Source organism: bacterium, assembly GCA_019637795.1.
In the GTDB taxonomy this organism is placed as follows: Bacteria; Desulfobacterota; Binatia; order HRBIN30; family CADEER01; genus JAHBUY01.
In genome coordinates this window covers 161,982-174,891 of sequence record JAHBUY010000006.1, presented here as the reverse complement: position 1 = coordinate 174,891, position 12,910 = coordinate 161,982, and the positions used below count along the sequence as shown (strand labels likewise).

At 72.8% G+C, this 12,910-nt stretch carries 10 protein-coding genes; 6 read left to right on the top strand and 4 right to left on the bottom strand.

From position 1 onward, the window contains the following. The first annotated feature begins 1 nt into the window (after position 1). Positions 2-1,207 carry a DUF924 family protein gene (locus KF840_20670; GenBank protein ID MBX3027319.1) on the top strand — a complete coding sequence of 402 codons (1,206 nt, stop codon included), beginning with the start codon at positions 2-4 and terminating at the stop codon, positions 1,205-1,207. Between the two features lie 51 nt (positions 1,208-1,258). Here the strand turns inward: KF840_20670 and KF840_20665 are convergent, their stop codons facing one another. After that, positions 1,259-1,750, bottom strand: a complete 492-nt coding sequence (locus tag KF840_20665) for a GNAT family N-acetyltransferase (protein MBX3027318.1) — start codon at positions 1,748-1,750, stop codon at positions 1,259-1,261. A 103-nt stretch (positions 1,751-1,853) separates the two neighbouring features. Here KF840_20665 and KF840_20660 point away from each other — a divergent pair, with 103 nt between their 5' ends. Continuing rightward, positions 1,854-2,591 carry a TerC family protein gene (locus KF840_20660; GenBank protein MBX3027317.1) on the top strand — a complete coding sequence of 246 codons (738 nt, stop codon included), beginning with the start codon at positions 1,854-1,856 and terminating at the stop codon, positions 2,589-2,591. Between the two features lie 36 nt (positions 2,592-2,627). On the opposite strand, the gene KF840_20655 is transcribed toward KF840_20660, so the two are convergent. Both KF840_20655 and KF840_20650 read right to left on the bottom strand, forming a co-directional pair. Further along, entirely contained in the window at positions 2,628-3,962 is a 1,335-nt protein-coding gene (locus tag KF840_20655) for a cytochrome P450 (GenBank protein MBX3027316.1), read from the bottom strand. Between the two features lie 47 nt (positions 3,963-4,009). Then, entirely contained in the window at positions 4,010-5,014 is a 1,005-nt protein-coding gene (locus KF840_20650; GenBank protein ID MBX3027315.1) for a prolyl oligopeptidase family serine peptidase, read from the bottom strand. Between the two features lie 79 nt (positions 5,015-5,093). Here KF840_20650 and moaA point away from each other — a divergent pair, with 79 nt between their 5' ends. After that, on the top strand, positions 5,094-6,119 hold the full coding sequence (gene moaA / locus KF840_20645; GenBank protein ID MBX3027314.1) for a GTP 3',8-cyclase MoaA: 1,026 nt from the start codon (positions 5,094-5,096) through the stop codon (positions 6,117-6,119). Between the two features lie 76 nt (positions 6,120-6,195). Then, complete coding sequence (locus KF840_20640; protein ID MBX3027313.1) at positions 6,196-7,239, top strand: SGNH/GDSL hydrolase family protein; 1,044 nt, start codon at positions 6,196-6,198, stop codon at positions 7,237-7,239. A gap of 122 nt (positions 7,240-7,361) precedes the next feature. On the opposite strand, the gene KF840_20635 is transcribed toward KF840_20640, so the two are convergent. Next, positions 7,362-9,938, bottom strand: a complete 2,577-nt coding sequence (locus KF840_20635) for a PAS domain S-box protein (GenBank protein ID MBX3027312.1) — start codon at positions 9,936-9,938, stop codon at positions 7,362-7,364. A gap of 381 nt (positions 9,939-10,319) precedes the next feature. Here KF840_20635 and KF840_20630 point away from each other — a divergent pair, with 381 nt between their 5' ends. Together KF840_20630 and KF840_20625 are read left to right on the top strand one after the other, a co-directional pair. After that, positions 10,320-12,062 carry a PAS domain-containing protein gene (locus KF840_20630; protein MBX3027311.1) on the top strand — a complete coding sequence of 581 codons (1,743 nt, stop codon included), beginning with the start codon at positions 10,320-10,322 and terminating at the stop codon, positions 12,060-12,062. After that, a complete protein-coding gene (locus KF840_20625) occupies positions 12,059-12,715 on the top strand; it encodes a response regulator transcription factor (GenBank protein ID MBX3027310.1) in 657 nt (218 codons plus the stop codon). The genes KF840_20630 and KF840_20625 overlap by 4 nt, the downstream gene beginning before the upstream one ends. The last annotated feature ends 195 nt before the right edge of the window (positions 12,716-12,910 follow it).

The following is a 12,910-nucleotide window of genomic DNA, read 5'->3' as shown; positions in this document are numbered from 1 at the left end:
CATGGCGGCGCCGGTCGACTTCTGGTTCGAATTCGCCAGCACCTATTCCTACCCGGCGGCAATGCGGGTCGAGGCGCTGGCCCGCGCCGCTGGCGTGCCGCTGCGCTGGCGCGCCTTCCTGCTCGGGCCGATCTTCGCCGCCCAGGGATGGAACGATTCGCCCTTCAACATCTACCCGGTCAAAGGCCGATACATGTGGCGCGACCTGGCGCGCCTCTGCGCCGCCGAGGGGCTGCCGCTGCGCCAGCCGAGCGCCTTTCCGCGCGGCAGCCTGCTCGCCGCCCGCATCGCCTGCGCCGCGGCCGATCTGCCGTGGATCGGCGCCTTCGTGCGCGGCATCTACCGCGCGAACTTCGCGTTCGATCGCGCCATCGGCGAGGCGGCGGTGGTGGCGGCGGTGCTGCGCGAGGTCGGCGTCGACGCCGACGTCTGGCTGGCGCGCGGCGCGGCCGATGACGCCAAGCAGCGGCTGCGCCTGCAGACCGACGAGGCGCGGGCGCGCGGCATCTTCGGCGCCCCGACGCTGACGGTCGGCGAGGAGGTGTTCTGGGGCAACGATCGCCTCGAGCAGGCGATCGCCCATGCCGCCGGCGATGCCGCCGATCCGCAGCGCGCCGAGGCCGTGCTGGCGTTCTGGTTCGGCGCGCCGGACGCCGATCCGGCGACCCGTCTCGCCCGGGCGGCGCGCTGGTTCGCCGCCGACCCCGGGTTCGACGCCGAGGTCGCGGCGGGCTTCGCCGCCGACCACGCCGCGGCGGTGCGCCGGCAGCGCGACGGCTGGGCGGCGACGGCGCGCGGTCGCCTGGCCCTGATCCTGCTCCTGGACCAGTTCTCGCGCCACCTGCACCGCGGCCGCGGCGAGGCGTTCGCCTCCGACCGGCACGCGCTGGCACTGGCGCTCGCCGGCCTCGACGCGGGGATTGACGCCGAGCTCGGCGATGCCGAACGCGCCTTCTTCTACATGCCGCTGCACCATGCCGAGGACCTCGCGGTGCAGGACCGCGCCGTCGCCGCCTTCACGGCGCTCGCCGAGCGCTGCCATCCCGACTGGCGGGGCCATGCCGCCGAGTTTCTCAGGTACGCGCGCGAGCACCGCGCGGTCATCGCCCGTTTCGGCCGCTTCCCGCACCGCAACGCGGCGTTGGGCCGCCACTCGACGTCCGAGGAACGCGCCTACCTCGACGCCGCCCCTCGCTATGGGCAGTGACGGCAGGGCCGCGCGCCGCCGTCGCCAGGCGATCCGCGGCGCGCCGGTCGTCTATGCCGCGTCGGGCGCCGTGTCGCGCCGCATCTCGTTGGTCGGGGCGAAGCCGAGCGCGGCGTAGAGAGCCCGGCCGTCGTCGGAGGCGTGCAGGCTGACGCGCGACACCCGCGCCGCGTCGCACCAGGCGAGGATCGCCGCCATGAGCCGCCGTGCCAGCCCGCGGCGGCGGTGCGTCGGCTCGGTGTACACGTTGAGCACGTACCCCTCCATCCCGCCTTCGAGATAGCCCGGGCGGGGCAGCAGCGATCGCAGCATGAGGCCGCCGCCGGCGACGACGCCGTCGGCGTCCTCGAGCACCCAGCCGCGGTAGCTGCCGTCGGCGAGCGCGGCGGCGAGGTGCCGGCGGCTCGCGGTTTCGAGCATCGCGCCGTCGGCGGCGCCGAGCGCGTTCATGTCGCGGAACATCGCCACGCGGTGATGGGCGACGACCGCGGCGTCGGCCACGGTCGCCTCGCGCAGCCGGTACACGGGTGGGGGCGCGGTCATGAGTCGGCCATGCCGACGGGCCGTCCGACGCGCAATGCCATCGTCCGTTCGTCGAAACGGACGCTCGCTTGCGCTCGCGGAACCGAGTCGCCAGAAGGCCGGGATGGACTGGGTGGGCAATCCGGAGCTCTGGATCGCGCTCCTGACGCTGACCGCGCTCGAGCTGGTGCTCGGCATCGACAACATCGTGTTCATCTCGATCCTGGCCGGCAAGCTGCCGCCGGCGCAGCAGGGGCGGGCTCGCCTGGTCGGCCTCGCCCTGGCGATGGTCACCCGCATCCTGCTGCTGCTGTCGCTCGCCTGGCTGGCGCGCCTCGGCGCGCCGCTGTTCACGGTGTGGGAGCGCGCCGTCTCCGGGCGCGATCTCATCCTGCTCCTCGGCGGCCTGTTCCTGCTCGCCAAGAGCACCCACGAGATCCACGACAAGCTGGAGGGGCACGGCGAGGGGGCGACGGCGGGCGCGGCGGGACCGACGTTCGCGGCCGTCATCGCGCAGATCGTCGCCCTCGACGTCGTCTTCTCGATCGACTCGGTGATCACCGCCGTCGGCATGGTGGATGCGATTCCCGTCATGGTCACGGCGGTGATCCTGGCGGTGTTCCTGATGATGGCGTTCTCGGGGCCGCTCAGCGTCTTCGTCGAGCGCCACCCGACGGTGAAGATGCTGGCCCTGAGCTTCCTGCTGCTGATCGGGGTGGCGCTGGTCGCCGACGGCCTGCACTTCCACATCCCGCGCGGCTACGTCTACTTCGCCATGGGCTTCTCGGTGATGGTGGAGATGCTCAACCTGCGCCTGCGCCGGGTGAGCGCGCCGCCGTTGCGGCTGCGCTCGCGCTACTGATCCGCTCCGCGGGCGCGCTCCGGGCGGTCGATCGGGTCACGCGGCGGCGACGGCGCCCGGCAGGCCGTCGAGCGGGTGCAGGGTGGGCACCCAGCGCAGCGGCGTCGGGCCGGGGGCGAGCTGCCAGCGGCAGCGGCGGAGCAGCAGCGAGGCGACGATCTTCGCCTCCAGTTGCGCGAAGGCGAGGCCGATGCACAGGCGCGGGCCGCCGCCGAAGCCGATCAGCGCGTAGGGCGTCGCCTTGTGCTCCTCGCGCGGCGGCAGGAAGCGGTCGGGATCGAAGCGCTCCGGATCGCGGTACACCTGCGGCAGGCGGTGGGTCACGTACGACGAGTAGATGACCATCGTGCCCGGCGGCAGGCGATAGCCGGCGACCTCGACGTCGCGCACGACGCCGCGCTGGCCGAGGCTGATCGGCGGCCGCAGGCGTTCGACCTCCTTGAAGACCGCATCGAGGCGCGTCAGGTCGCGCAGGTGGTCGACCCGCAAGGGGCCGTCGCCGACGACGCGGCGTTGTTCCTCGATCAGCCCGGCGGCGACGTGCGGGTGGTCGCGCAGGCTCATCAGGAACGAGGTCAGCAGCGAGGTGGTGGTCTCGTGGCCGGCGAACATCAGGATGACCGCCTGGTCGAGGAGCTCCTCGTCGCCGAGCGCCGCCCCGGCGTCGTCGCGCGCCGCCATGAGCAGGCCGAGCGCGTCGCTGCCCGGGGCGACGCGGCGGGCGGCGATGACCTCGCGGAGATAGGCGCGCAGCGCGTCGCGGGCGCGCAGGCCGCGGCCGTAGGTGGTCCAGCGCCAGCCGACGCGCAGGAAAGCGGCCGAGCCCTTGGCGAGCCGGTCGTTGAGCGCCCCGAGCTCGGCGAGGCGCAGATCGCCCTCGAGGCCGAGCACCAGGCGGGCCATGATCTCGAAGGTGAGCTGGCGGAAGCGTTCGTACATCGACGCCGGTCCGCTGCGCGTCCAGCGCTCGAGGTGCGCCGCCGCGGTGGCGTGCATGGTCTCGAAGTAGGTCTGGACGGCGCGCTGGTGGAAGGCCGGCATCATCAGCGTCCGGTTGCGCGCGTGCACCGCGCCGTCCTGGAAGAGCAGGCCGTCGCCGAGCACCTTGCGCACCATGGCGTAGCCGAGCGCGTGCGAGAAGTGCTCGCGGTGCGTCGCCAGCAGTTGGCGGTTGGCCTCGGGGCCGAGCAGCGCGACCAGGTTCATGCCGAAGAGGCGGGTGCGGAACACCGGTCCGTGCTGGCGATAGCCGCGCAGCAGGTACTCGCCGGGGTGGGAGAGAAATGCCCACGGCTGGCCCAGCCACGGGATGGTGGCCAGGGCGGGGATGTCGCCCGCCGGCCGCGGCTGGCTCGGCGCCTGCACGCCCATGACGCCCGCCGGTTAGCAGGCGCCGGTTCGCGAAGACAAGCCGCGGATCACGTCTCGAACAGCGCGCTCAGCCGCTGCAGCGAGCCCTCGTAGCGGTGGGCGACGTTCAGGTGGCCGCCGTCGAACTCCTCGTAGACGTGCGGCACGCCGAGCGCGGCGAGGCGATCGCTGTAGATGCGGTTGCCGAGCTGGAGGTGGTGTTCGTCCCAGCGGCCGCAGTCGAGGTAGTAGAGCCGCAGCCGGCGCAGCGCGTCGGCGTGGGCGGCGGCGAGGGTGATCGGGTCGTGCGCGAGCCAGCGCGCCCAGACGTCGTCGCGCAGCGCGCCGGTGCGCGGATCGAACGGCAGGTCGAAGCCGATCTCGCTGTCCGGGTTCGGCGCGTAGCACGCGGCCATCGCCAGCATGTTCACCAGCGTGAACCAGTGGCGGCCGCGTTCGTTGGGCGGCTGCGGGAAGCCGGCCAGGAAGCGCGCCGGCGAATGCTCGTAGCGCGCGAGCGCCGCCACCGCCGCGGGGATGTCGGCCTTGTAGCAGAGCTCGAAGTACTTGTCCCCGGAGTGGTCGACGGCGGCGGCGAACGTGTCCGGGTGCCGCATCGCCAGCACGGTGGCGCCGTAGCCGCCCGAGCTCTTGCCCATCACGGCGCGCCGTTCGCGCGCCGCGACGGTGCGAAAGGTCGCGTCGACGAACGGCACCAGCTCGTGGATCAGGTGATCCTCGTAGCGGCCGGTGGCGGCGGAGTTGATGTACTGGCTGCCGCCGAGCCGGGTGAGGCAGTCGGCGAGGACGACGATCATCGGCCGCACCGCGCCGTCGCGCACCAGGCGGTCGATGCGCTGCGGCAGCGTCTCGCCCCACAGCGACTCCGACAGCAGGTAGGTGCCGCCGCCGGCGAAGCCGGCGAGGAAGTAGACCACCGGGTAGCGGGCGTCGCCCGTCGCGTAGTCGGGCGGCAGGTAGATGGGGACGCGGCGCTCGGCCGGGTCGCCCATGGCGTTGCCGCGCAGGACCTCGCTGCGGACGGAGGCGATGGTGATCACGGGGCGATGCATAGCACGCGTCGCGCCCCGACGAGCCAGCCCGGCGCGACCCGCTTCCGCCCCGCCTGGCGACCCGGCATACTCCCCCGGCATGCCCTCCGTCGCCGACAGCTTCGGCCGGCCGCTGCGCAGCCTGCGCGTCTCGGTCACCGACCGCTGCAACCTGCGCTGCGCCTACTGCATGCCGGAGGAGCACTACGGCTGGCTGCCGCGCGCCGACATCCTCGACTTCGAGGAGATCGCGACCCTGGTCGACTGCTTCACCGCCTGCGGCGTCGACCGCGTCCGCCTCACCGGCGGCGAGCCCCTGCTGCGCCACGACCTGGCGACCCTGGTCCGCCTGCTGGCCGACAAGCCGGCGGTGCGCGACCTGGCGCTGACCACCAACGGCATCCTGCTCGCCGAACAGGCGACGGCGCTGCGCGCCGCGGGACTGCACCGCATCACCGTCAGTCTCGACACCCTGCGCGCGGACCGCTTCCGCGCCCTCACCCGACGCGACAGCCTGCCGCAGGTGCTGGAGGGGATCCGCGCCGCCGCCGCCGCCGGCTTCCGGCCGCTCAAGATCGACACCGTCGCCATGCGCGGCGTCAACGACGACGAGCTCGCCGACCTGATCGAGCTCGCCCGTCCGTTCGCCGCCGAGGTGCGCTTCATCGAGTACATGGACGTCGGCGGCGCGACCCACTGGTCGCCGGACAAGGTCCTGTCGCGCGCCGCCATCCTCGCCGACCTGGCGCGCCGCTACGGGGCGATCGAGCCGCTGCGCGAGGAGAGCTCGGCGCCGGCGGATCGCTATCGCCTGCCGGACGGCACCGTGTTCGGCGTCATCGCCTCGACGACGACGCCGTTCTGCCGCACCTGCGACCGGGCGCGGCTCACCGCCGACGGGATGTGGTACCTCTGCCTCTACGCCCGCATCGGCACCGATCTGCGCGCCGCGCTGCGCGGCGGCGCCTCGCGGCAGGACCTCATCGCGCGCATCGCCGCCGTCTGGGGCCGGCGCGACGACCGCGGCGCCGAGCGCCGGCTCGCCGAGCGCGACCGCGCCGCGCTGGTCCCCGCCGCCGAGCTGCAGCGCGATCCACACCTCGAGATGCACACCCGGGGCGGATGAGCGCGCGGCGCCGACGCGCGGACGCGCCGCGGCGGGACGCCGCGGCGTCGCGCTGAGCCCGCCGGCGGAGGGACGGATGCGGCGCCTCGCGCTGGTCCTCGTCGGCACGGCGGTGGCCCTGGCCGCGGTCGAGCTGGCGCTGCGCCTGCAGGGCGGCGTGCCCGAGGTCGCCAATCCCCTCTACAGTTTCCACGCCTCCGATCCGCAGCTCGGCTGGCGCGGGCGTCCCGACGTCCGCCTGCGCTTCCGGCGGCCCCAGTTCGACGTCGAGATCGCGCACGACGCCGCCGGCTGGCGCCTGCCGGACCCGCCCCCGCCCGCCGATCCGGCGCGGCGCGTGCTGGTGCTCGGCGACTCGTTCACCTGGGGGTGGGGCGTGCCGCAGGGCGCCGTCTACACCGACCACCTGCAGCGGGCCCTGCCGCGGGCGGCGATCGCCAACCGCGGCGTCAACGGCTTCGGCACCGGCCAGGAGTATCTGCTGCTGCGGCAGGAGCTGGCGGCGCGGCGTTACGACGTGGTCGTGCTGCAGTTCTTCTTCAACGACCTCGCCGACAACGTCGAGGGCAAGAGCGGCCGCCGCCCGCTCTTCCGCCTCGATGGCGATCGCCTGCTGCCGCCGGCGACCCCGCTGCGGCCGCTCACCGGCCCGCTGCACCAGTGGCTGAAGGACCACAGCCGCGCCTTTCTGTTGCTCGACTTCACCGCCCGCGCCCTCGGCGGCGGCAACGCCCCGGCGGCGCCGCTGCGCCCGACGGCGCAGGGCGCCGCGCCCCTCGACGACCGGCAGATCCCGGGCGCCGAGCTGACCGCGCGCCTGCTCGCCGCCATCGCCGACGCGGTCCACGGCCACGGCGCCCGCCTCGTCATCCTCTACGCGCCGCACCGCCTCGAGCTGACGGCGCCGGGCGCGCTGCCGCCGGTCGTGCGGGCGGCGCACGCCGTGGCGGAGCGGGCGGCGCTGGACGGAGGAGCCGCCTGGGTCGACCTGACGCCGGTGCTGTCGGGAGCGCGCGAGCCGGTGCTGTTCCCCGGCGACGAGCATTGGACGCCGGCCGGCCACGCGCTGGTCGCCCGCGCCCTGCTCGCCGCCGGCGCGCTCGAGTCACCAGCGAACTGACCGACCGTCGACCGCGTCGCCGGCTTCCCGGGCGCGGACGAGCGCCGTGGTCGGCGAGGCACGGCGCGCGCCGGCGCCGGCCCGCGGCTGCTCCGTGATCCGGGGCTCGCGGTGCCGCCGTGTCATCGCATGCGAGCGCGACCGGCCGAACGCGGCGCCCGCGGGCGGCCGAGCTCGTCGTCGAGCGTGAAGTACACGGTGGCGCCCTGTTCCGGCGCCCCTTCGGCCCAGATGGTTCCACCGTGGCGGCGCACGATGCGCTGCGCGGTGGCGAGGCCGATGCCCGTGCCGTCGAACTCGGCCGCGCTGTGCAGGCGTTGGAATGCTCCGAAGAGCTTGCCGGCGTCCTGCATGTCGAACCCGGCGCCGTCGTCGCGAACGAAGATGACGCGCGTCCCCTGGCGTTCGAGGACGCCGAGCTCGATGTGCGCGCGCTCGCGCCTGCCGGTGTACTTCCAGGCATTGCCAATCAGATTGCTCAACAGCACGCGCAGCAGCCGCGCATCGCCCTGCACGAGGAGCGACGGCGTGCAGACGACGTCGACCTGGCGATCGGGGTGGGCGCGTCGAAGCTCTTCGATGACGTCCCGCGCCACCGCACCCAGGTCGACGGGCTCCCGGCGCATCTCGCTGCGGGTCACCTGCGCCAGGCCGAGGAGGGCCTCGATCAGTTCCGTCATCTCTTTGGTGCCGGACCGGATCCGCTCGAGATAGTGGCGCATCGGCTCGTCCAGCGCCGCCGGCGCGTCCTCCAGCAGCGCCTGGCTGAAGCCGTCGATGCGGCGCAAAGGGGCGCGCAGGTCGTGCGACACGGAGTAGCTGAACGATTCCAGCTCCTGGTTGACGGCCTGCAACTGCGCCGTGCGTTCCGCCACCCGCTGTTCCAGGTCCGCGGCGTGCTGCTGCAGCTCGGTTCGGAGATGGGCCTGCTCGATCGCGATGGACAGTTGGTTCGCGACCTCGCGCAGCACCGTTCGATGTTCCGCCGTGAATGCCGCCGGCGCCGCGGCGCAGACCGTCATGATGCCGAGGAGGTGCTCGCCCGCGCCCAGCCGGTCGACCGAGGCGCTGCGCATGCCGGCGCGCCGGAGGTGCTGCAGGAACGGCGGATGGTCAGCGCGGTCGTTCAGGTCCTCGACCGCCAGGGCGGGGTGCGGCGCCAAGGCCTCGATCGATGACACCTCCTCGGCGGTGAGCTCGGAGACGTCGACGGCGTCGGATCCCGTCGCATGGGTCAGGCGCCGCCCGGTGTGCGCATCGCACAGAATGATCTGCGCCAGGTCGCAGGGCACCAGCGCGGCGATGTGGACGACCTGTGCCCGCGCCACCTCGTCCGGCGCCGCTTGCTCGAGGATCGCCCGGTCGATGGCGCAGAGCGTCTCCAGACGGAGCGCGTGCTGGCGCAACTGCTCGGCCGCGTGCCTGCGCTCGCTGATGTCCTCGATCGCGACGATGAGGTAGCGGGGCGCGTCGGCGTCGTCCCGCGCCGCCGAAACCGTCAGTCTCACCCACACCGTGCGCCCGTCCTTGCGCATCAGACGGCGCTCCAGCGCGTACGTCCGCATCGCGCCGGAGAGGACCGGGCCGACGAGGTCCAGGTCGGTGTGGATGTCGTCGGGATGGGCGTGATCCCGAAACCTCCGGGCCAGCAGCTCCTCACGAGAATAGCCCAGGATCTTGCAGAGCTTCGGGTTCACCCGCAGCCACCGTCCATCCAGCCCCTTCAGCGCGAACCCGATGGCCGCCTGCTCGAACATGCCGCGGAAACGACTCTCGCTCTCGCGCAACGCCGCTTCCGCTCGCGAGCGCTGCGCTTCCGACCCCTGCGCCAGTGCGGTCGTCCACCGGATCAGCGCCACGAACGTGACCACACTGGAGGTGACGAGCAGGGCGAGCCCGTACTCGGCGCCGAAGACGCCCGCCCGCTCCGCCGCCATGTGGATCCAGCCCAGCAGGATCGGCACCGTCACCGCGGAGACGAGCAGCCGGCGCGCCAGACTTCCCGCGGCGTTGTCCCGCAGCAGGGGGGCGATGACGGGGCCGTACGGCCGAGCGGCGAGCGCTCCGGCGGCCATCAGGAAGACGGTCGCGGCGGCGGTCAGGGTGACCGCCGGCGATTGCCCGAGGCGTCGCAGCGTTTCGGCGTGCAGGATGCCGCTGACGACGCCGAGCAGCGCCACGAGGAGCGCGAACACCGAAGCGATCTGTCCGAACACACCGCCCCGTGGCCGGTCGAGCAGCAACAGGCCGAGCCCCAGTAGCGCGGAAGCCAACGCCGTCTCCAGGGCCATCCGGTCGTCGATCGTATCGGGCGCGACGAGCCATGCGCGGTGGAGCAGCCAGTCGAGCGCGATGTCGTGCGCGATCAGATATCTGGCCAGGGTCACCATCCCCAGGATCGCGACCATCCCCGCGGCGATCCGGCCGACGAGCGCGGGCGGGTCGCGGCACAGAAGCCACAGCGACAGGCCGGCGACGCCCACGGCCAGGGCGGTATCCGCCGCCGGATTCGTCAGGCCCGCCGGCCCAGGACCATTCGGGTTCCGCAACAGCCACTCGGCCAGCAGCGCGGCACTGGCGACCATGCCGAGCGCGGCAGCGGCATGGACGAATCGGGTCGTGGGAACCAGCGGACCTTCGGTCGGCGGGACGCTCAGCAGGGAAGGGACGGACGGTTCCTGCCGAGAGGGCGCGTTCATCGCGCGTGCTCTACGCCACCAACCCGTTCGCACGGTGCGCGCGAAGAGGGGGCGTCGAGGTGACGCGACACGTGCCCATCTGGTCGGGTTCGATGGCTGCCATTTCTGCGCCCATTTCGAAAGAGCCTGCTGCGCTACATCGCACGCTCATGACGAATCCGGCGCTAGGGAAAGTGCCGTATAATCGATCCCCACGAGTACCTAGGTGAAGGGGCCGATCGGCCGTCGGGACGGGATCAATCGGGCAGCGAGCGGCGATGCCGCGCGGCTTCCAATCGGGGCACGAGCTGCCTGGGGAGGCGTGAGCGAACCGCATATTGCCCGCTGCCGCAGGGGTGGGTAGATCCCGGTCAACTACCTGATACAAAACGAGTCTTCGATATGCTGGTCTGGTCGTCGCGCTTCCCATCGCGGGCACGTTTGCTGGCTCGGGTCCTGCCGGTGGTCGTTGCGGCTGGGGCTCTCATCGTCTGGGCGGCGGGGGCCGATCGGCAGCGCGAGGTTCGGGTGCGCGAGCAACGCCTGATGCAGCTCGCGCGCGCGATCGCCGGAGGCGAGGAGGAGCTGCGCCAAGGCATGTCTGTGCCGCCGGAGGCCGGCGGTCCCGCCCCCGTGGGTGGGCAGGCGCGCTTCCTGCATCGTGCGCGAAACAGGATTCCCGGGTCCACCCTGACCGTCACCGACGCCGGCGGCATCATCGTCGCGCGGGATCCCGTCTCCCCGGATTGGCGGGTGGGAGACGTGGTGCCGGATGCGGCGCTGTTGCAGGCGGTGCGGACCCGCGACCATGGGCTCATCGAGGGCGGCTCGAGACCGGCGCCTGCGGTCTATGCCTTTGCGGCCGCCGCGAACGCGGCGGGGCGGAAGGACGTCGTGACCACGGTCGGCATGCCGAGGCGCCTTGTGTTTGCGGAGGTGGACCGGGCTCGGCGTCGCCTGCTGATCGCGGTGGCCGCGTCCGCCGCGCTGCTCTCGGCCGCCTGGTGGCTCGGCCGTCGGTCACTGCTGCCGCAGCCCCTGTTCGCGTGGGCCGGGTGGGCCGCGGGGGGCACGGCGGCGGCCGCGAGCCCGCCCGCGCCGCGTCCTGTGCCCGGTCGCGAGCGGGGTCAGGCCGAGATCCTGCAAACCATCGTCGACCACATTCCGGTCATGATCGCCTTCATCGACGATCGCGGCCGCACGCGGTGGGTCAACCGCGAGTGGCAGCGCGTGCTCGGGTGGTCGTTGGAGGAAGCGACCAGCCGCGACATCCTTCGCGAGATGTACCCCGATCCCGACGTGCGCCGGGAGGTGATGGCCTTTGCCATGGCCGGCAGCGGCGAGTGGGAGGACTTCCACACGCACACCAAGAACGGGGAGCCGATCGAGACGACATGGGCGAATGTCTGGCTGTCCGACGGCACCTGTATCGGACTGGGAATCAACACGACGGCGCTCAAGCGGGCGGAGGCCTCGCTGCGCCACCTCTCCGCGCAGTTGCTTCGCTCGCAAGACGAGGAGCGGCGCCGAATCGCGCGCGAGTTGCACGACACGACGGCGCAGAATCTCGCCGCGCTTCTGCTCAAATTGAAGCGCCTGGGGACGCCCATCGCCGCGCTCGGCGGCGACGCGCCGGACATCCTCGCCGACTGTTGGGCGCTCGCCGAGCAGTGTTCCAACGAGCTGCGCACGGTCACCTACCTGCTCCATCCGCCACTGCTCGACGAGCTCGGTCTGGCGGGTGCCGTGCGCGAATACGTCGACGGATTCGCGCGCCGGAGCGGCCTCCGCGCCGATCTGGAGATCGCATCCGACCTCGGGCGCTCGAGTCGCGCGAGCGAGCTCACCCTGTTCCGGGTCCTGCAGGAGGCCCTGAGCAACGCGCACCGCCACTCCGGCAGCCCGACGGTGTCGATCCGCCTGCTGCGCACGGCCGCGGAGGTCCGACTGGAGGTTCGCGATGCGGGCCGCGGCTTGGGCGCGCCCTCCGACGCGCCTCCCGCCGCGCAGGGCCGCGTCGGCGTCGGCATCGCCGGCATGCGCGAGCGCCTGCGTCACCTGGGCGGCCGACTGGAGATTGCGTCGAGCGAACGCGGGACGCGGATCACCGCCGTCCTGCCGTCCGCCGGCGATGAGCGCGCATGACGCGCACGACGCGGATTCTGATCGCCGACGATCACGGGGTGGTCCGTGAGGGGCTGCGACGGGTGCTCGAGGCGCAGCCGAGCTGCACCATCTGCGGCGAGGCCGCTACCGGCCGCGAGGCGGTCGCGAAAGCGAAGGCGCTGCGACCGGACGTCGTCGTGCTCGACATCGCGATGCCGGAGCTCAATGGGTTGGACGCGGCCCGACTCATCCGCAGGATGCTGCCCGCCACCGAGGTCCTGATCCTCACCATGCACGACTCGGAGGCACTGGCGCGCGAAGCCCTGGCGGCGGGGGCGCGCGGCTTCGTCCTGAAGACGGACGCCGCGGAGGTCCTCGGCAACGCGGTCGCGAACCTGAGCCGACATCAGCCGTACCTGACGGCGACGGCCACCTCCCTCGTCCTGGACGGGTTCCTGAACCCGGACCACGCCGGCAGCGGCAACACGCGGCGGGACCGCTTGACCGCGCGCGAGCGAGAGATCGTGCTCCTCCTCGCGGAGGGCCGCACGAACAAGGAGATCGCCGCGGCACTGGGGATCAGCGTCAATACCTGCGAGACCCATCGCTACAACATCATGCGCAAGCTCAATCTGCGCTCGCTGAGCGAGCTGGTGCGCTACGCCATCCGCGAGCACATCATCGAGCCGTAGGGCCGCCCGCGTCGAACCGGGTCGGCCACGTCGCGACGAGTGCTTCGATACGCCGCGCCTGGCTCCGCCGCCACGGTGGGCCGGGCGTCTCGCCGCTCGAGGATCCGCCTCGCCCGTCGGGGACGGAATCCTTCGCCTGCCGCGCCTCAGCACTTGAGCTGTCGCCGCGGCGGGCTATGGAATGAGTGGATCATC

Bases quoted from the DNA above. Each gene is read 5' to 3' on its own strand.
- KF840_20670 (MBX3027319.1), top strand. From the start codon at position 2: ATGGCGGCGCCGGTCGACTTCTGGTTCGAATTCGCCAGCACCTATTCC.
- KF840_20665 (MBX3027318.1), bottom strand. From the start codon at position 1,750: ATGACCGCGCCCCCACCCGTGTACCGGCTGCGCGAGGCGACCGTGGCC.
- KF840_20660 (MBX3027317.1), top strand. From the start codon at position 1,854: ATGGACTGGGTGGGCAATCCGGAGCTCTGGATCGCGCTCCTGACGCTG.
- KF840_20655 (MBX3027316.1), bottom strand. From the start codon at position 3,962: ATGGGCGTGCAGGCGCCGAGCCAGCCGCGGCCGGCGGGCGACATCCCC.
- KF840_20650 (MBX3027315.1), bottom strand. From the start codon at position 5,014: ATGCATCGCCCCGTGATCACCATCGCCTCCGTCCGCAGCGAGGTCCTG.
- moaA (MBX3027314.1), top strand. From the start codon at position 5,094: ATGCCCTCCGTCGCCGACAGCTTCGGCCGGCCGCTGCGCAGCCTGCGC.
- KF840_20640 (MBX3027313.1), top strand. From the start codon at position 6,196: ATGCGGCGCCTCGCGCTGGTCCTCGTCGGCACGGCGGTGGCCCTGGCC.
- KF840_20635 (MBX3027312.1), bottom strand. From the start codon at position 9,938: ATGAACGCGCCCTCTCGGCAGGAACCGTCCGTCCCTTCCCTGCTGAGC.
- KF840_20630 (MBX3027311.1), top strand. From the start codon at position 10,320: ATGCTGGTCTGGTCGTCGCGCTTCCCATCGCGGGCACGTTTGCTGGCT.
- KF840_20625 (MBX3027310.1), top strand. From the start codon at position 12,059: ATGACGCGCACGACGCGGATTCTGATCGCCGACGATCACGGGGTGGTC.